14 protein-coding genes are annotated in these 20,164 nt (G+C 48.4%); 9 read left to right on the top strand and 5 right to left on the bottom strand.

Going from position 1 to position 20,164, the window contains the following annotated elements:
• The first annotated feature begins 43 nt into the window (after positions 1-43).
• From MTO69_RS16655 to MTO69_RS16645, 3 genes are all read left to right on the top strand, one after another.
• Positions 44-2,101, top strand: coding sequence for an alkyl/aryl-sulfatase (locus MTO69_RS16655; protein WP_248334561.1), 2,058 nt, complete (start codon positions 44-46; stop codon positions 2,099-2,101).
• A gap of 132 nt (positions 2,102-2,233) precedes the next feature.
• Positions 2,234-3,058, top strand: coding sequence for a helix-turn-helix transcriptional regulator (locus MTO69_RS16650; protein ID WP_248334560.1), 825 nt, complete (start codon positions 2,234-2,236; stop codon positions 3,056-3,058).
• A 115-nt stretch (positions 3,059-3,173) separates the two neighbouring features.
• Entirely contained in the window at positions 3,174-6,932 is a 3,759-nt protein-coding gene (locus MTO69_RS16645; protein WP_248334559.1) for a hypothetical protein, read from the top strand.
• 38 nt (positions 6,933-6,970) lie between these two features.
• Here the strand turns inward: MTO69_RS16645 and MTO69_RS16640 are convergent, their stop codons facing one another.
• Positions 6,971-7,909: a LysR family transcriptional regulator gene (locus MTO69_RS16640; RefSeq protein WP_248334558.1), complete on the bottom strand. Its 939-nt coding sequence runs from the start codon at positions 7,907-7,909 to the stop codon at positions 6,971-6,973.
• Positions 7,910-8,030: 121 nt separating this feature from the next.
• On the opposite strand from MTO69_RS16640, the gene MTO69_RS16635 reads away from it, so the two are divergent.
• The 4 genes from MTO69_RS16635 to MTO69_RS16620 all read left to right on the top strand — a co-directional run bounded on the left by MTO69_RS16635 (position 8,031) and on the right by MTO69_RS16620 (position 11,799).
• Positions 8,031-8,699 carry an SDR family oxidoreductase gene (locus MTO69_RS16635; protein ID WP_248334557.1) on the top strand — a complete coding sequence of 223 codons (669 nt, stop codon included), beginning with the start codon at positions 8,031-8,033 and terminating at the stop codon, positions 8,697-8,699.
• Positions 8,700-8,799: 100 nt separating this feature from the next.
• Entirely contained in the window at positions 8,800-9,987 is a 1,188-nt protein-coding gene (locus MTO69_RS16630; protein ID WP_248334556.1) for an MFS transporter, read from the top strand.
• A gap of 77 nt (positions 9,988-10,064) precedes the next feature.
• Positions 10,065-10,694 carry a GrxB family glutaredoxin gene (locus MTO69_RS16625; protein ID WP_248334555.1) on the top strand — a complete coding sequence of 210 codons (630 nt, stop codon included), beginning with the start codon at positions 10,065-10,067 and terminating at the stop codon, positions 10,692-10,694.
• A gap of 10 nt (positions 10,695-10,704) precedes the next feature.
• Entirely contained in the window at positions 10,705-11,799 is a 1,095-nt protein-coding gene (locus tag MTO69_RS16620; protein WP_248334554.1) for an alkene reductase, read from the top strand.
• A gap of 181 nt (positions 11,800-11,980) precedes the next feature.
• Here MTO69_RS16620 and MTO69_RS16615 read toward each other — a convergent pair whose 3' ends face one another.
• From MTO69_RS16615 to MTO69_RS16600, 4 genes are all read right to left on the bottom strand, one after another.
• Complete coding sequence (locus tag MTO69_RS16615) at positions 11,981-12,982, bottom strand: LacI family DNA-binding transcriptional regulator (protein ID WP_248334553.1); 1,002 nt, start codon at positions 12,980-12,982, stop codon at positions 11,981-11,983.
• Positions 12,983-13,219: 237 nt separating this feature from the next.
• Positions 13,220-14,305, bottom strand: coding sequence for a porin (locus tag MTO69_RS16610; RefSeq protein ID WP_248334552.1), 1,086 nt, complete (start codon positions 14,303-14,305; stop codon positions 13,220-13,222).
• Between the two features lie 177 nt (positions 14,306-14,482).
• A complete protein-coding gene (locus MTO69_RS16605) occupies positions 14,483-15,499 on the bottom strand; it encodes a nuclear transport factor 2 family protein (RefSeq protein ID WP_248334551.1) in 1,017 nt (338 codons plus the stop codon).
• Positions 15,500-15,598: 99 nt separating this feature from the next.
• On the bottom strand, positions 15,599-16,897 hold the full coding sequence (locus MTO69_RS16600) for an MFS transporter (RefSeq protein WP_248334550.1): 1,299 nt from the start codon (positions 16,895-16,897) through the stop codon (positions 15,599-15,601).
• A gap of 338 nt (positions 16,898-17,235) precedes the next feature.
• On the opposite strand from MTO69_RS16600, the gene MTO69_RS16595 reads away from it, so the two are divergent.
• Complete coding sequence (locus tag MTO69_RS16595; protein WP_248334549.1) at positions 17,236-18,777, top strand: sodium:solute symporter; 1,542 nt, start codon at positions 17,236-17,238, stop codon at positions 18,775-18,777.
• Between the two features lie 11 nt (positions 18,778-18,788).
• A complete protein-coding gene (locus MTO69_RS16590; RefSeq protein ID WP_248334548.1) occupies positions 18,789-20,159 on the top strand; it encodes an L-serine ammonia-lyase in 1,371 nt (456 codons plus the stop codon).
• Positions 20,160-20,164: the final 5 nt, after the last annotated feature.

Raw genomic sequence — 20,164 nt, 5'->3', positions numbered from 1 at the left:
CGCTAATCAGTTTATTTACGGTTGCGGAATGAAGGTATCTACGATGAACAAGTCAATTCTAGCTCTTGCTGTCTCTAGTTTCTCTTTTGGTGTAGTGGCAAGCACTCATGATCACGAGCATATCAATGTCAGTGGTTTAACCAGCACCAAGGGCAAGTCAGCCTCCGAACATACAGTCGCGGCTAACCAGGCATTTGCCGAAACCTTGAACTACCAAGACACCAAGGTTTTCACTGACAACGACCGCGGTCTTATCGTTGAGTTGGACGAAAAAACGCACGCCACTCTGCGTGACCGTTTCGTCAACCTGCATGAAGGTCTACGCCTGCATGACTCGTCTCCAGACACAGTAAATCCATCACTATGGCGCCAAGGTCAGGCTAACTTTTCAGCCAACGGTCTTTACCAAGTGACCGATGGCATCTATCAAGTGCGTGGTACTGACTTAGCGTCAACCACCTTCATTAAATCAGATTCAGGCTGGATCGTGTACGACGTATTGATGCACGATAAAGCGATGGAAGCGTCATTAGAGTTCTTCTTAAGCAATGTGCCAGAAGGCGGTGATGAGCCAGTGGTTGCGATGATTTACTCTCACTCTCACGCTGACCATTTTGGTGGCTCACGCGCGGTTAAAAACCGTTTCCCTGATGTAAAAGTCTACGCGCCACATGGTTTTGTTAAAGAAACCGTTGATGAGAACGTGTTAGCGGGTAATGCCATGTCACGTCGTGCAGCCTACCAATACGGGGCAACTTTAGGTGCGGCGTCGACCACCGGTGTTGTCGATGCGGCGCTGTCAAATGGTTGGTCTCAAGGGCCGGATTACCAAATCACGCTAGTGATGCCAGATGAAACGCTGCCATCAGGCGACAAACAAAAATTCCACGAGCGTGAAATTGATGGGGTGAAGTTTGTGTTTATGGATACCGCAGGTACCGAGGCACCCGCTGGTAACGTGGCTTACCTACCTGAGCACAAAGTGATCTGGACTGGTGAGATGCTATACCAAGGCATGCACAACATCTACACTCTGCGCGGTGCCAAAGTGCGTGATGCTCTGAAATGGTCGAAAGACATCAACGAGATGGTCAACGCTTGGGGTGGCGAGATCGAAATCCTAATGGGTTCTCACTCAGCGCCAATGTGGGGCAATGACAACATCAACGAATTTATGAAAGCGCAACGTGACAACTACGGCTTTGTACACAACCAAACGCTTCGTCTAGCCAACAGCGGTATGGTGCTGCAAGACATCGGCGCGACCATCAACGATGAGCTGCCAATGAGCCTGCAGCAGATGTGGCACACCAATGGTTACCACGGCACTTACAGTCACAATGCGCGTGCGGTCTACAACATGTACCTAGGTTACTTTGATATGAACCCAGCGAATCTAGACCGCATGACAGTGGCTGAAGAAGCCGAGCGCTTTGTCACTGCATACGGTGGTTGTGACGCGGGTTACCAAACTGCGAAAACCTTCTTTGATAAAGGTGAGTACCGCTTCGCAGGTGTCATGCTTGACCACATTGTCCGAGCTTGTGACTCTCATCTTGAAGCGCGCAAACTGTTAGGTGATAACTGGGAGCAGCAAGGTTACCAAGCAGAAGGGGCTGGTTGGCGTAATATCTTCTTAACGGGTGCGCAAGAAGTTCGTATCGGTACCCGCCCAGGCAACCCGAAAACCACTTCACCTGATGTGTTGTCGGCGATGACGGTAGAAAACCTACTCGATTACATGGCAGTGAAAGTCGTAGCGAAAGAGGCGGATGGTAAAGACTTCACTCTCGCTGTGAACGTGCCAGACCTAAAAGAGACCTACTTTGTTGAACTGTCTAACGGTAACTTAAACAACATTCAGACCACAGAGCTTAAAGATGCCGACGCAACGCTGCACATCAACAAGGCCGATATCAACAAAATCTTGTTGCAGCAAACTAACTTGCAACAGTTGTTCGAAATGGGCCAAGCAGGCTTGGAAGGTGATAAATCAGTGCTACAAACTCTGATGTCGGTGAGCACAGACTTTGAATCAGCATTTGAGATTGTTCCTCGCCCGGCACAAGGTCAAGAAGTCGATACTAAGATTTATAACTAATCGCTGTTAACACTAAAGCCCCAATTGATTGACTCAATTGGGGCTTTTTTCATTTGGTATCGCAATAGTTTGATCTCGGTTGCATGACGGTGGCGATTTTTTGACTAATTTAATCATTAGAGACATGAGTCAATGTCCCAAACGTCAGGTGGGCTGCAAATCAAGGTGACGCCAATGAACGACTGGTTGCAACGGTCAACATATGCCAATGTGTCTGGCCATAATTTAGAGTATTTACTCACACTCGAGCTTGGGCGATTGGGCTTAAACTACTTTGTGCTGATGATTATTGACGCTAAGCAAACGCCAATCTATCAACACGTACATGGCTTTTCTGAGCACCAAATGGCCGTTTATCAGCGTCACATCGACCACGATGCATTCTTTCATCACTATATGCAGCGTGGTTTGCTGGGCAATTTGATGTACATGCAGCAGATGCTGCCAGTCACAACTATTCGCGACCCTATCTTCCAAGATATCTTAGTGCCGACCATGGAGCTTCACCACTCTCACAGTGGATTGGTGCATTTGAATCATCGCCACTATTTGATGTTGAGTAGCCATGGTGACGCGCGGTTAAGCCAACGCGACCAATCTCAGTTGCAAAACGTTTGGCAGTTTTTACGCAGTTGGGGCAATTATTGGCTGGCGCAGCGCGAGATGGAGAGCCGTTTTGCCCAGTTGGCCACGCACGCGGGGCCAGCTCTGCCGCTTGAACTGTTGACCAGCGCCGAGCTTTCGGTCTTGAGTTTGCTGGCGCAAGGCTTTGATGGCAGTGAAGTGGCCAAAATGCGTAACGTTTCAAAAGAGACGGTGCGCAGCCAAATCAAACAGATCTTGCATAAAACTGACTGCCGTCATCAGAATCAACTGCTGAGTCGTTATTTTGAGCGTGTGCCAGCGCCGACCAAGCGATGGATGAGCCCGCCTTCGCGTTTAGCAGAATTGATATAAATCAAAGCCGCTGTAACTAGAAATCATTCATCCCCCAAATGGGTGATGAGCTTTAAATGGCTGCTTTCTAAGCTGATTGTGACTCAACGAAGTGCGCGATTGCTAGGGAGGCAACATGAGAGCGAACAAGATAGCCCTGGCGCTGGGATTAACTGGCGCCTTGTTGCTGGTCGGGTGTGATAGTGGCGGCGATAGTCCCTCTTCCACCGGCTCGACTACCGCAACACCATACTCAGTCAAAGCCATTGATGGTTACTTGCGTAACGCTAAAGTATGGCTCGACATTAACCGAGACTTTCTCCACGACGAAGACAGCGAACCGAGCGCGATCACCGGTGAGGGCGGGGTAGCGCTGCTCGATGTGTCTGCCATTCCCGACTACCAAAACTACCCGATAGTGGTGCACGCCATTGCTGGTGAAACCATTGATGAAGACACCATAGATAGCACCAACCCCAGTGGACAAGTGATGCAAGGCAGTATGGTACTCTCGGCGCCTGCCGGCGAAGCCAATGTCACGCCGCTGTCATCTATGGTCAACCTGCTGATGAATAAGAACCCCGATGCTTTGTCTGATCCGGCTCAAATAAAACAGCTTAAACAGCAAGCCACGCTAGAGGCGGCGAACCTACTTGGCCTAGACCCGGATACTCTGTTTGATGACTACCTAGATCCAGCCACTCGCAGCCCCAAATCAACATTTGCGGCGCAAAACCTTGTTAAATCGCAACAGGTGCTGCCCGCTACCCCTGAACAGATGCTCAATCTGGTGCAAGATGTACAAAATGCCGGAGCCAACGCCAGCCAGAGTGTGCCGCAGTTGATGGTTGCTGAAGCGGTCAGCGATAAAATCAAACAAGTGTTGGATAACACCGCTGAGGATCAGCTAGCCAATACCCCAGCGCCGGTTACGCCACCAAGTGACCAAAACGCGAGTGTTGATAGTGATGGCGATGGCGTGCCGGATACGCTCGATGCCTTTCCCAATGAAAGCGATGAATGGTTAGACAGCGATGATGACGGCGTGGGTAACAATCAAGACGCCTTCGCCTTTAACCCTAATGAAACCAGCGACTTTGATAGCGATGGGGTCGGTGATAACGCAGACCTAGATGATGATAACGACGGCTATCTAGACGATAACGACAGTGAGGATTTCAATCCCAATATTGCCGGTGATCACGACGGTGACGGTTATGACAGTATTATCGACCTATTCCCCGATGACATTGCTGAGTGGGCTGATAGCGATGGCGACCAAGTTGGTGATAATGCTGACCCATTCGACGACGATCCCACCGAATGGGCAGATACAGATAACGATAACGTCGGCGACAACAGTGATGCTTATCCGGATGACAGCACTAAGTCCGTCGCTGATAGCCATCAAAGCAACGATGTTCGCCGCGCCGTGCTCAACATCAATCACCGCCATCCAATGCTGCTCAATATTGCCGTTAGCAAACGGGTAGAGCAGCTCAATGATGGCTCAGTGCGCACGACGCTCACTCACCTTTATACCGATGAAGACAATGATATTTATGGTGAAACTGAGAGTCGCGAATTGGCCTTAGCAGGCAGCTTTACTCGCGTGCATGAGTTTAGTTTTGATTTTAACCTCGATGGTAACGCCCAGTTTAATGGGCAATTGCTCGATATCGGTAGTCGCAGCCCAAATGGTGACAGCGAAACGTTCTGGCGCTATGTCGATGAGAGCGATGCCACTCCTGAAGGGGGCGTCAATGGCGATACGCCACGCCAAAATGATCACCTCGATTTCAGCATAAGGCAGCATCCTAGCGATTTAACCGCTATCGATACCATTCAGCACTTTACGGTTGATATTGCAGATAGCAACAATCAGCAAGTTGTGACGACCACCATGAAGCAGTATGTGGTGCAAGGATTCGACGTCGATAGCGGTGTAGCGCAGCCACAAGATTACATCAGCTACAACCGTACTGTGTGGCAAGACCTCATCGCGGTTGAGGTAGAAGATAAGCAAGACTGGCAGGCCGACGGCACCATTAACACAGTGTTAAGCCTGATCAACAATCAAGAGGGTAGCTACCAATATGGTTTTGCTCGTCCGATTTGGGCTAATCCGCAAGATGGTATTCATGAGGAATACGCCGACTTTAACTACACCGCAGGCAATTGGGACAACTTAACCAGTTATTGGTATGACTATTCTGTTTTGACCCGCGCGGATGGTAGTCAGCAGCAGTTTGGCCAACGCTTTGTGCTTGCCGATAACGACACCAAGCTCGTCGATGTTCAGTCGCCACAGGGCTATCGCTTCCATTGGTGGCAGATGGACTCGCGTGATGTCTCGGATAATGAGCGCAATGAGTATGTGACTTGGGCGCATCTTGCCCTCGATGGCTATGACTTTACCGCGGCCAGTGACAATATCGGCCAAGCGTATCGGATCTACAGCCGTCAACAGGATGATATTTGGACCACGCTCTCTTTTGATGAGTGGGGCAGCACCGATGTGGTCAATCTTGCCGAACGAATCGAAGCGGCTCGCTCTGGCGGTACTTGGATGTACGATATTGATGGGTCGATTATCCCCGGTCTCGATCGCTACGCGGCCTCATTGCCTAACGAGACTTTCCAATATCTTGCCGATGGCTCGCCACGTCAATGGTACGCCGTGACTCAAGATCCACGCTTAACCGACGGTACGCCGACGGTGGTTCCTCTCACCTTAACCCAAGATGGTGTGCTACCTGACAGTTATGTGGTCAGTAATGGTCCCGATCTCATTCTCACTGCGCCAATAGACAGCAACAATATCAAGCCTGAAGCGAGTGCATACTACCGTCAACGTATCGACATGTATGGTTTAGATATGGATCCGCAACGCTTTAGTTGGACCACCAATCTTGGTCAATTGTTTACCGACCAACAGGTGGCAGAGCAGCGGTTACATCAAGTGCTGAATCCGAGCTATCGCATTTGCGAGTGGCAAAATTCACTGCGTCAAGGTGAGGTAGATGCGTATGGTGACTACCTTGCAGCGGCCTATCGCTGTGGCTATATCGGCATTGATAGCAGCTACTTAGAAGGGCTCACACTACACTATCGTGAGAGCGATACCTTCTGGCTAAGCTATCAGTTCCTCGCCAATGGCACTGGCGACTATTACGAATCAAATGGATACAGAGATTCCTTTAGTTGGACGATAGATAGCAACGGTATCGTATCGATCAATAACGGTGGTGACCAAGAATATTTCGCCTACATCGCTCAACAAGGAGGAAAGTTCAGCTTACTTGGCTTCTTTAAATGGCAAGACAACGGTGTGGAACATAGCGAAATCAGTGGTATGGAACTGACCACTTACGCACCGAATGTGTTGATGGCGAGCAGCTGCGACTTGGCGAACACCCCTTGGGATGACGCCAACGACAAGCCTGAATCTTATGCCACCACCCAGGACTATCGAGACGCCTTAGCGAGTTGTTATCTACAGATAGGCGATGGTAGCAAACTCACCGCCGACTTGATGGCCGGTATCAACCCCAATGTGCGCGGCAACTGGTTAGTGGGCCACTATGCGGAGGTTAATGGTGAGCAGACCTTTGTCGAAGAGGAAAAAGTCTACTTTAAACCCAACGGTGAGGGGGCATTTGTTGACGCGGAAGATGGGGAGTTTGGTTTTACTTGGTATGTCGTGGATGGTCGACTCACCATCGACGTGACCCACCCAGCGTATACCGGGTCGTATGAGCTGAACGAGCTGATTAACTCTGGCAGCAGCGACCTTTCATTCAAAACGTTTTGGTATGACACCACTTGGTCTGATGTCAGCCCCGGACAAGGAGAAATCCTCGACCAAATCTATCGATTTGATGGTTATCGCTAAATGCTAACAAGAGAGACGGCTACCACCGTCTCTCTTATTTAGTGAGCGATTAAATTCGGGTCGTTTTGACTATTAAATCGCTCAAGTAAAAAGTCGATAAATAGGCGCAGTCGCTTAGGCTGATACTGACGGCTCAGGTAGATCACATTCAGATCAGCTCCTGCAGAAGAGGTTGATGCGTTGAAGTTCTTCATATAGCCATTTAACACCGTTACTAAACGCTGCTGTTTGATGTCTTCTTGCACATCGAGAATCGATTTCAACGCAATACCCGCCCCATCTAACGCCCATTGACGAATCACCTCGCCATCATCAGAAAACCGCTTCGGTACGACAGTAACAACGTTGTGCTGCTCTTGATCTTGAAAGTACCATGTTTTCAGCTCTTCGTTGCTGCGAACCATGGCTAAACAATCGTGCTGTGCTAAATCCTGAGGCGTGATCGGCGTGCCTTTCTTGGCCAAATACTCAGGAGAAGCGCAAAGCACTCGGCGACTGGATGCCAGTTTGCGAGAGATAAGGTTGCTATCGGCCAGTTCCCCATATCGGATAACGATGTCCAAACCGGACTCAGCTAAGTTGGATAAGTTATCATTCAAATACAGATACGGGATCACATCGGGATAGATCTGACTAAACTCCGACAGTATTGGTGAAATGTATTGCTTACCAATATCACGCGGGGCCGAGATTTTAAGTGTCCCGCGCACTTCTTTGGTGCCAGTTTGAAGTAAGTTCTCCGTTTCGTTGACGCTGTCGATGATTTCCAGACATGCCTGATGGTAGAGAGCACCAGAGTCCGTCAACGAGATATGCCTTGTACTGCGATTAAGTAATTTCACCCCATAACGATCTTCCAAAGACTGCAATCTCGCCGTTACCGTGGCAGGTGATAAGCCGAGCTCTCTGCCAGCTGCCGCCAACCCTTGGTTCTTCACTATGCTGACAAACAGCGTCATGTCTGAAAACTTGTCCACATTCCCTCCTTAAACCTCATTATTCATCTGAGCTGAATAATCAATTCAAATCTTAGCTAATTATCAAATTCATTCCAATCAATATACTGACTCTATTGAAACGAGATTGGAGCAACAAATCATGACAACAGAAAAAATTGTTTATGTCGTACTCGGTGGCACTTCAGGTATTGGTGCTGAGCTTAGCCAACAACTTGCGAGCGACAATACGGTTGTCCACGTTGCAAGCCGTAAAACAGGACTAGACATCAGCGATGAGCAGTCGGTTTATCACTACTTCGAAACCATTGGTGCTTTTGACCACCTAATCGTCACAGCAGGTTCTTATGCTCCAGCAGGCAAAGTAGTGGACGTGGAAATTCCCCAAGCAAAATACGCGTTCGATACCAAGTTTTGGGGCGCCATCAGCGCGGCGAAAAATGGCGCACGCTACATCAAACAAGGCGGATCAATCACACTAACTTCCGGCATGTTATCGCGTAAAGTTGTCGCTAACACCTACGTCAAAGCCGCCATCAACGCAGCCATTGAAGCAACCACGAAAGTACTGGCGAAAGAGTTGGCTCCGATCAGAGTGAATGCAGTCAGCCCAGGTTTGACCATAACTGAGGCGTATCAAGGTATGCACGAAGACGACAGAAATGCCATGTATCAACGCACACAAAATAGCTTACCAGTGGGCAAAGTAGGCGAAGCCAGTGACGTTGCAAAAGCTTATCGACTTCTGATTGAAAACAGCTACATGACTGGCGCCGTGATTGATGTCGATGGTGGCGCACTGCTTGGCTAACAACACACGCTTAGCTAACCGCAAATAAATGCAAGGTGACAGAGCAACAAAAAAAGCATGGCACCAATGGGTTCAAACAAAATAAAAAAGAGACTCCCCTATGAATAAAGAAAAAATGCCGCTGCAGGTATGGATCTTAACGCTTGCGGCTTTTGCTATCGGTACCGCGGAATTTGTTATTGCAGGAATTCTTCCTCAAGTTGCCAACTCATTGTCCATCACGGAAGGACAAGCGGGTTACCTAATTAGCGCCTACGCGCTTGCCATTGTGTTTGGCGGCCCGCTACTTACGATTTACTTAGCACGCTTTAACAAGAAAGCCGTACTGGCTGGGCTAATGGTGCTGTTTATTCTCGGCAACGTATTGTCCGCTTTCGCGCCGAACTACTTTGTGTTGATGGTTAGCCGAGTGATCACAGGTTTAGTTCAAGGTCCTTTCTACGGTATCGGAGCCGTGGTCGCGACCAATTTGGTTTCAGAAAAAATGGCAGGCCGTGCGGTCGGACAGATGTTCGCAGGCCTAACACTGGCTAACGTTTTAGGTGTGCCTGGTGGTACTTGGATTGGCTTGCAATTCGGCTGGCACACCACTTTCTTGACCGTTGCCGCTTTTGGTTTAGTGGCTCTGTTCTTCATCACTTCAGTGATCAAATCGACGGGTCATGGCGAAGCAAAAGATGTCAAAGCGCAATTGGCTGCGTTCAAAAACCCCATGCTACTTATCAGCCTTGCGATCACCGTATTTGCTTGGTCGGGGTTTATGACGTTGTATGGCTACATCGCCCCTATCGCCATGCACATCACTGGCTTTGGTGAAAGTGCCGTGACTTGGATTTTGGTTATCGTTGGCGTCGGTCTGATTGTTGGCAACACCATGGGTGGTCGTTCATCAGATAAAAACCTACAAAAAGCCTCCATGTTCTGGGCCATCGCGATGATTGTGTCACTGGTACTGGTCGGCCTAACTGTCGAAAGCAAAGTACTGTTTATTGCCACCGCCTTTGTATTTGGTATTGCTTCTTTCGCTAACGTGTCTGCAATGCAGCTTCGAGTAATGAACCACGGTGGCGAAGGTCAAGAGTTAGCGGCGACGGCAAACATCTCTGCGTTCAACTTAGCCAATGCCTTTGGTGGCTTCTTAGGCGGCATGGTGCTCGATAGCCAAATGGGCGCAGACATGATCCCTTACGCAGCCATCATTGTCCCGCTGATTGGTTTGCTATTCATCGCCAAGGCGAACCGCAAAGAAAGCAAACATGCTGAGCTAACACCAAGCTTCAACAACTAATTTCATCCCTACTGGTAGCCCTGACTTAACGCCTCCCGAACAAGAGGGCTACCCAATTAAATCACTAGGAAAACACTATGAAACTCTACATTTACGAACACTGCCCATTCAGCGCTCGCGTCCGCTATGTTGCTGGCATGCTGAATATCCAACTCGACGTCATCAATATTGCTTATGACGACGACAAAACCACAACAGACCTGATTGGAACCAAGCAAGTGCCACTTCTTATCAAAGACAACGGTGAAGCGATGGCAGAAAGTCTAGATATCATCGCTTACTTCCTTGAACTGGCAACATCAAGTGAAACAAGCCAACCGTCTCAGCCAGTGTTGGATTGGCAAAAAATTGCGTTCCTTCCATTACAAAAAGTGGGGTACCCACGTTGGTCAAACATGGATTTTCCAGAGTTTGCCACTCAGTCTGCACAACAAGCTTGGCGCGCAAAAAAGGAAACTGAAGCACTCAATTTTGACGCACTTCTGCAAGACACGCCAAACATTGCCAAAGAGGTCGAAGTACTCATCGAACGCGCTAGAAGCGTGTTGAATCTCGACTCTTATCAGCATGTGACTCTGGTAGACGAAGCGATCTTATTTTCTATTTTGCGCGGGTTCTTCAGTGCCGCAGAAATCCAATGGGACAAAACCGTGAAAGATTGGATGGAATCGGTAAGCAGTAAAACTCAAGTGCCACTACTTAAGTAAGGAGCCAATCATGAGCAAACTATTTGAACCAGCACAGCTAAAAAAACTGACTCTACAAAACCGTGTCGTCATGGCGCCAATGACTCGAGCGCGTACCAGCCAACCGGGAAACATTCCAAACCAAATGATGGCGACTTACTATAAGCAGCGCGCTACCGCAGGCTTAATTATCTCGGAGGCGACCCAGATTTCAGAGGATTCGCAAGGGTACTCGTTCACACCAGGCGTCTACACTGATGAGCAAGTGACAGGCTGGAAAACCGTCACCCAAGCAGCAAAAGAGCAAGGCGCAGCCATGTTTTGTCAGTTATGGCATGTTGGCCGAGTATCACACCCGACATTCCAAAAAGGCGAACAGCCCATTGCCCCATCGGCACTAAAACCGGTAGAAACCCAAGTATGGATTGCCGACGAACAGGGCAATGGCAACATGGTCGATTGCGGAGTGCCACGAGCCATGATTCAAGCGGATATTGACCGTGTAGTGAGTGATTTCGCCCATGCCGCGAAACGGGCAATTGAAGCAGGCTTCGATGGCGTTGAAATCCACGGAGGTAATGGTTACCTGATTGACCAGTTCCTACGGACCAATTCAAACCACAGAACCGACAACTACGGCGGTAGTCGCGAAAACCGACTTCGCTTTTTATTGGAAGTGGTCGATGCGGTGAGCGAAGCCATTGGTGCCAACAAAGTGGGAGTACGACTCGCACCTTTCATCACTTTCAAGGACATGAACTGCCCAGACATTGTGCCAACCATCCTCGATGCATCGAAACAACTTCAAGCTCGTGATATTGCGTACTTGCACCTGTCTGAAGCGGATTGGGACGACGCTCCAGTGATTCCAGAAAGCTTTCGCATCGAACTGCGCGAATACTTCACCAACACGATTATCGTTGCTGGCAGTTACACCCAAGAGCGAGCTGACGAGGTACTTGAGAAAGGTTATGTGGATTTAGTCGCGTTTGGACGCCCGTTTGTTTCCAACCCAGATTTGGTCGCGCGCATACAGCACCAACAACCTCTGGCCGAACTGGATGGCTCCACTCTCTTTGGGGGCAATCAGCGTGGATATACTGATTACCCTCAGTATGCGGAATAATCTCAATTTTGGTTAGCCGGCAGTGTGGATCTGCGCCTAGTCTCGAGGTGGAGAGAAGTGCAGCCGCAGTCGCTGTGGCCAAGAGATCCCTTTTCACCGGGCTAGCTTGGCAACTTAAAACAGCAAGACAATGGTGTGGAGTATAGCGAAGCCAGTGGTCTGCATGATGCTAGGTAACGGGTTAAGTGGTTTGGCGCTTTATCAGCTTGACCGGCACCATCATCTTGACCAAGTTACTGTTGTTATCATTGATTTGATCAACGATGATTTTTACGCTTTCACGCGCTAGGCGGCGGAAGTCTTGACGGAATGTGGTCAGTTGATAGCTCAACCATTCAGTTTGTGGAATGTTGTCGAAACCAATGACTTTAAGATCTTGGGGGATGCGAAGACCATATTCGATACGCGCGATGTCCATCACTGCCATGGCGAGGTTATCTGTGGCACAAAACACGGCTTGTGGGCGTTGTTTGTCTTCTAGTAGAGCACGCACTTTATCTAATGAGTGGGTGTAGTCGTAGCTTGCTTCTATGATTCGTGGCGTTTTTCCGGTGAGATCTTCAAACTCAGAGCAGAAACCGTTTTGCCGCTCGTCGTTAGTAAATGTCGGCACTTCGCCAGTCAGATAAACCGCATTGGTCACGCCGATTTCGTGCAGCAGTTGGGCTGCTTGTTGCCCCGCCTCATAGTTGTCACTGATCACGTAACTACTCTTAGTGCCCTCGACAACGCGTGCATACTGAACGATGGGAATATTGAACTCTTCACACTCTTCATACAGTGACTTATTGAATGTCGCAGAGGCGGCGATAACACCATCGACACGGTATTGGAAAATGTTAGGGATCGAGTGGTTATCGTTATCGTCTACTTGCCATGGGATCAGTACTGCTGAGTACCCCTGCTTTTGCAGTTCGCTTGAAATTAATTGAAGGGTTTTCATGTGAATAGGGTAGTCTGCGTCGGGGAAAACCAAGCCGATCAACTTAGACTCATTGGTGGTTAGGCTTCGGGCGAAAGCATTCGGGCGATAGTTCAAGGCTTTGGCGGCTTCGAATACTTTCTGCTTTGTTTTCTCTGATACGGAACTGCCCGGCACAAAAACACGCGAAACCGTCGATTGTGAAACACCAGCCAATTTGGCGACGTCTTTTGATGTAGCAGTTTGTTTCTCAGGGTTCATTTGAGTCGATTCATCAGTCAATTGGGATAGGAGTAGAGTAGCACATTTAGGTACGTAGTCATAAAGACAAGTTGAAACCTTCAAGCTAAATAAGGGATTTTCTGCGCGTAGTAGCCAGGTTTGGGTACAACCCAAATAATTTGAGGCCTGACAACCAATAAGCCTTACCCAGGAGGTAAGGCTGACTATTACTTTAGTATGCAGCAAGGTCCGTCTGCTGCTTGTTCACTCTGGTTATCAGAAGTAGTAGCGAATCCCTGCCGCAAATTGATCATCGCGGTTTTTGAACTTGCTACCATCGTACAGGTCTTTACCCAGATCAAATTGGTACTCAGTCCAAACCAAGAATTTGTTTTTTTGGAAGTGATATTCGAGCCCAGGGATCAGCAAATGGCGCTCAAAACCTTGGGTATCACTATCACGATCTTCTAAGTAGTTGTAGTTTAGGGTTGGACGTAGACCGCTGTCTAAGTGGTAGTAAGTATAAAACTCGCCACCTAAGGTATCGATCATCACATCGGTTGCACCTTGGCTAACCGCTTCCCAATTTTCACCGATATGCAGAGTCGCCCCTGCGTAGAAGCCGCCGCTGCTGTAGTTTGCGCCCAACAGCATGATACGCATGTTGTCGCCGTTTTTTACGCCCGCCACGCTTGCGTCCAGATCGGCAAGTTCATTTTGATGGTAAGCCGCACCAAGTGTTACTCCATCGACGGGTTTGTATGTGATCGACGCGCCCATACCATTTTTGAGTGAGGCAGTTGCATTGCTTGCTAGAGCCACATCTTCACGCTTAGTTTGATAGGTAAAGCCGTAGCTCACTTTTTCATTGATTGAATTGCGATAGGTAATTGAGTTTTCAGCGCGGCCAGTCCCTGATGCGATACCCCAATCAGACAAGTTATAAACACCTGAGCCGCGAGTACCAAATACTCGACCTAAATCGGTAAACCAGGCGACATCGTAAAACGTTGACCACTGCTTCGTGCCCGCCGCAATTTTACCGTATTTGTTGTGCTCCACACCCGCGTAGAGTAGGCGATCGTATATGTTGCTGCCGCTCGCGCCAGAATTGTAGGCCCACTCTGCGTGGCCAAAGCCTGTCCAACCATTGTCTAGGCCCATTTGGCCTTTTAAACCGAAACGAGAACTGCCACTGTTCCATTCGCCGCTGTGATCGCCACCGCGATCTTGGTAGCGCACATCGAAACGACCATCCAGTGTTAGGCTGTCGCCAGCATCATTGACAAAAGTGTGTGCAGCAAAAGCTGAGGTAGAGGTAAGCGCCGCTAGAATTACTGCGGAAAGGGTTGACTTTTTCATTATTAATCTCTTTATTCTGAGCGTAGAAAGCCACCGTGCTTTCCAGCTCGTTATGAATAAGGGTTCTATCTTGGGGTGTACCCCATCCATGAGGTACCAGTTGGGAGCATAACGCTCAAACCGAGAAGGGCGCTTGAGCGTTCAATCGAGCAGTTTGACGAACTGCCCTAATTGTTTTTATAGGGTAGGGTTTAGGATGCTTGACGTGCGTTCGAACACATCTAGACCTTGCTGTTTTAGCCAGTATGGGAGGTCAATCAGTACCCAGTTCTCTGACAGTTTGTCACCATCACGGTAATAAACATCGACAACTTGCATGTCGGCGCGCACTTCGCCACCTGTCATTCCTAGGAAACCGCCGATTGGCGTGTTGGATAGGTTTGGCCAACCGAAGAAACATGAGAAGTTACCTTCAGCGAAGCGACAGACGTGGCCGTTGAACTTCTTGTCTTTAAGGTTGTTACGGAACGGCAATTGGTGTTGCTGTTGGTAGCGAGGAATGGTGTAAGACGCTCCGATACCACATGGGCCGTACCAAATCATGTCTTTAGACCAGCTCTTTTCTAAGACTTCTGGTGGGCAGCCCATTGCGCCGCTGTCGTTGAGTGCAGATAGGTCATCCACCATCTTGTTGACGAGTGCCAGTGTTGCTACGCCCTCTTCTGGCGCTGCATCTTCGAACAGCAAACCATCGTGATTGCGAGGACCTGGGTAGACGAAGTGTTTACCTGTCGATGGCGGCAGTGGGTAACAACCCGCTTGGTCCATCGCACCGAGAAGATCTAGGAAAAGACCGGTTTTAGTGATCTTGCCGTTCTCGACACAGTTAAACTCTGCATAACGGATGTTCATGATCTTACCTGTAGGGCGCATACCTAGATATTCTGCGTCAAACAGACCCATGAAATGCCCCATGCTCATTACCCAAATTTCACCTGGTGTCACTTCGTTTTCACCACCAATGAAGATATCTTGGCGACGCTGCATGCGAGTCATGGATTTCATTAGAGGAGACCAGAACACGTCTGCTGCGGCTTGAGCACCTTGTTGCTCACGGAATGGATAAACACCACGCCATAGATAATCTTCAGATGTATGCGCTTTAAGAACTTCTGCTACGTTCTCGTGCGTTGCGTTTTCCATAGCGTCGAAATAGTTGCGAACAACACGCTTAGCTTCTTGATATTTAGACATAATAAACTCTCTTTCAGTTGCCGAGTCAGCAAAGTTGGAACAGGACTCGAAGTTGTTTTGTATCACCGACTGACGGTTCAGTCGGCTAAATTTGACTAATTAAGCAGTGGCTGATTGCGCTTTCTTGTTCTTGTCGAACACGCCGCCTTTCAGTGTTTCTGGTAGAGATAGCCATAGTAGACCAGCGACAATCCAGACAATCGGTGAGCCCCACATTGCGGTTTGTAGGTCGGTACGCTCTTGGATGAAAATAAGGACCATTGGCGCGAACATGCCGATAATACGTCCACCATGGAATAGCGCGGCACCAAAGCTACGTAGGTGTGGAGGGAACAGCTCTGAGAAGTAGCCACCCCATACAGCCGATGCTGACAGACCGAAGTTGTAGATAAGACCGAGTAGCGCCAGCATATTAAGGCTACCGATCATCACGTCACTTGGCGCAACGAAGAAGATTGAAACCATGATGCCCGCAAGAATGAAGCCAAATGCATTCACTTTACGACCAAATTTGTCAGCGATAGCGCCCCATACCCACGCACCAAACAGCGACCCAAATGCAGAGATTGAGAAGATAAGGCCTATGGTTGCACCATCAAATTGGCGAACTTCTTTCAAGTATGTGGTCACGAAGCCTGAGAAGAATTGATAACCGTAGAAGTTTAGACCAGCGAGTAGTAAACAAGTAATGGTAATCGTACGATACGGCTTGCTTAACATTTCGCCCCAAGAGCCTTTTTTCACTTCTTGCTGAGCATTGTTCTGGTCTGAATGTTGTTCTTCTTCCCCATAGGCAATCACTTTTTTATCGCTAGGCAGAATAAATAACATCACTACCGCGGCGGCTAGCGGCGGCACACCCCCTACCCACATCAGACTTTGCCAAGGCGCATCAATACTAGAAATAAAGGCAGCGTAAGCACCCATAGCCATCAAGGCCACAGAGAACATAGAAGAGGCGAAAGCAGTAAGCTTGCCGCGGACGGTGGGTTGAAATAGGCCAATCATCATGCTCACTGCAACGGTGAAATAACCACCCAGAGAAATACCAACGATGAATCGCATTGCCGCCCAAGTGGCGTAGTCGGTAAACATCATGTTGATAATGGTGGCGCCACCATTTAACGCTGTAATGGCGATTAGGGTGCTCTTCTTGCCAAACCGGGTGGCAAACCAAGCACAAGATAGAGCACCAATAAGCGCCCCCAGTGATTGCCAGGTGTAGAACTGAGCGGTATCTGACAAGCTAATGCCATCATACGCTTCCACTATGTAAGGGCGTACGTAGTCAATAATTACAAAGTTATAACAATAGAAAAAGTATCCGACTAGTATCGCAAGATACGCAGTTACTCTTTGAATCATAGGAACTTCGCTCATGTGTTTTTTCGCAGTCATGACCGATAAACCTCTATTTTCATTGGATTTTAAAAATTTAAAGACTAAATGATGTTGATCTTCACTTGATCTTATTTCGTTTCTGTTCGGTGCTAATCATAGTTTTAATGGTGAATGATGATCCGTGATCAAAATCAATTTTCAAATGAATGCGTACCCATTTTGGGGTTTTTAGTGATCACGATCTCGAACTAGTATGGCTTTGTCATTCTTGAACACAAAATCACCTATATTGGTGACAATAGTCACAGTTACTGTGACATTTTGGAAATGGGAAGTGAGTTTTAAGTAGTATAAAGCGCGTCACACAGCTTCCAAATAGATTCGGAAATTTCAAAATGGTTACGTACTCAAGTTTAATTGTTATTGCCGCGTACATAGCAACCACGCTGCTAATTAGCTACTTGGTGAATAGGCGATATCGCGTTGGTGGTGATTTCTCCACTGGCGGGAAGCAGTTTGGGTGGTTTACGGCTGGGGTGTCTATATTGGCCACCTACATCAGTGCGATGACCTTTGTGGGTATGCCCGGTTGGGTGTATAGCTCGGGTATGGAAGCGATGAGTATTCATCTTAACTATCCCATCGTGATCTTTTTTGCCGTTATCTTTTTTGTTCCGGTTTTTTATAAGCTGGGTTTAACCTCCATCTATGAGTACCTAGAGCACCGATTTGGTGTGTATGCCCGAACCATCAACTCAATTGTTTTTATTGTGGTGCAGTGTATTTCTGCTGGTGTGATTCTTTATGCGGTGGCCCTTATCCTGGTGCATGTTCTGCCGATTGATATTTTCCAAGCCATTATCTACATCAGTATTTTTACCGCTGGTTACACCTATGCTGGTGGAATCTCGACGGTGATTTGGACCGATATGTTGCAGTCTGCGGTGTTGGTTCTAGGTAGCATCGCTATTTTCATTATCTTATTGACCCACATTGATGCGGCAGAGCACTTGTCGCGCGAGCAACTGAATATACTCAACCTAAACTTAGACTTGGGCGTCGATACAACGCTTTGGGCTGGGGTTGTGGCGGTGAGTTTTTTGCACTTGAGTGTGTATGGCACCAATCAGTTGATCATTCAACGCACCCTGGCCACCAAATGTGAGAAAACGGCGCAGAAATCGATGCTGTTGTGTGGCTATGGCGCGTTTTTCATCTATCTGTTCTTTGCGTTAATTGGCGTGCTTCTGAGCGTTTTTTACCAAGATCACGCTTTTGAAAACAGCAATGAAGTGATCCTAGATTTCGTGTTCAATCATACTAACCCGATTGTGATTGGTCTTATCATTTCGGCTCTCGCAGCCGCAGCGATGTCAACCTTGGACTCTACCTATAATTCGATGGCCACTGTGGCCACTTTCGACCTGTACAAACGCTTTGTCCGCAAAAACGCAAGCGATAAGCACTATGAACACGTCGCGCGAAAGATGAGTTTGCTGGCCGCGGCTTTGGTGATTATCCCTGCCTTGCTAGCGGTATCTAACGAGTCGGTACTGAAAACCATTGCCAGTTTAACCTCCATCTTTGTCGGCATTCGATTAGGTTCGTTCGTTTTAGGCCTGTTTTGGTCATCTGCCAATGAGAAAGGCGTGATCGCAGGGAGTATTGCCAGTGTGATTGTAGTCTTTGTCGCGAGATTTATGGACATCGCCTGGCCTTGGTTTGCACCGCTAGGCACCTTGGTATTTCTTGTCGTTGGTGTACAGGTCAGTCGTCGATGGGGCTCGGTGAGTGCTGAGCAACAAATCTTCATCAATAATCAAAAACATCTGTTTGCCAAGCCGGCAGCAAGCCACTATGGCCTGTTGGTGTTCGCTGCCGCGACCATCGCAGCTTGTGTGGTGCTCCCTGATTGGCTTTATGCTGCACTGTCTTAAAGAGTAAGTTTATGCTGTCTATCTTTGACATTTATAAGATCGGTGTCGGGCCGTCGAGCTCTCACACCAATGGGCCTATGCTCGCAGGTTACCATTTCACAGGTTTGATTGAAGCAAACTTGGACGAGGTGGTGCGTATTCAAGTGGATCTCTATGGGTCTCTTTCACTGACCGGAATCGGGCATCATACCGATCGGGCGACGATTTTGGGTTTGCTGGGAAATAAACCAGACACCATCAAAATCACCTCCGCAAACCAAGCGATGCGTGAGGCAATAGAGAAAGGCGTGATGTCTGTTGCTGGTCGCCATCCGATCCCGTTCAACTATCAAACCGACATGTTGTTCCACGAAGAAAACCTTCCTTTGCACGAGAATGGCATGATGATTACTGCTTGGGATTCTCAGGGAAAAGCAGTTGGATCTGAAACGTATTACTCTATCGGGGGCGGCTTTGTTGTCACGGAAGATGAACTGAAAACTGGCAGCAAGAGTGCACCCGTTGAGGTTCAGTTCCCGTTTTCTAGTGCAGATGAAATGTTGGCACAAGCAGAGAAGCATGGCATGAGCCTAGGTGGGATGATTCTACAAAACGAGCGAGCGTTCCACGACATGCAGGTTATTGAACAGCGCGCAGAGCAGATCTGGCGAGTGATGACCCGATGCATGGAAAGAGGGTTCGAAACGGAAGGCATCTTGGATGGAGGCTTGAACGTGACTCGTCGAGCGCCGAACTTACTGAAGAAGCTCGAAGCCAACGCCGCGATAGAGAACGATCCGATGGAAATCATGGATTGGATAAACTTGTTCGCGTTTGCGGTGAGTGAAGAAAATGCCGCTGGTGGCCAGGTAGTCACATCGCCTACCAATGGCGCTGCTGGTGTGATTCCCGCGGTATTGATGTATTACCACCGTTTTATCAAAGCACTCGACACAAAACAGCTTAAAGACTTTCTTGCCGTGTCAGGCGCGATTGGCATTTTGTACAAAACCAACGCGTCCATTTCAGGGGCTGAGGTAGGTTGTCAAGGTGAGGTTGGGGTGTCTTCATCAATGGCAGCCGCTGGTCTAACAGCGCTGCGGGGTGGCAGCAATGAGCAGATTTGCATTGCGGCAGAAATCGCAATGGAACATTCATTGGGTATGACCTGTGACCCGATTGGTGGCTTAGTTCAAGTGCCTTGTATCGAGCGTAATGCGATGGGAGCAATGAAGGCGATCAATGCCTCGAGAATGGCGCTCAAGCGAAACAGTAAATGTCTGATTTCACTGGATAAGGTAATTGAAACTATGTACCAAACAGGTAAAGACATGAACAAAAAGTATCGCGAAACGTCATTGGGCGGTCTTGCTTTGATTCATCTTGCGCCACCGTGTGAATGAGGTAA

It is taken from the genome of Vibrio sinaloensis (assembly GCF_023195835.1).
GTDB lineage: Bacteria > Pseudomonadota > Gammaproteobacteria > Enterobacterales > Vibrionaceae > Vibrio > Vibrio sinaloensis_C.
Note: the sequence above shows the minus strand (reverse complement) of the source record. Positions and strands in the feature narration are given on the sequence as shown.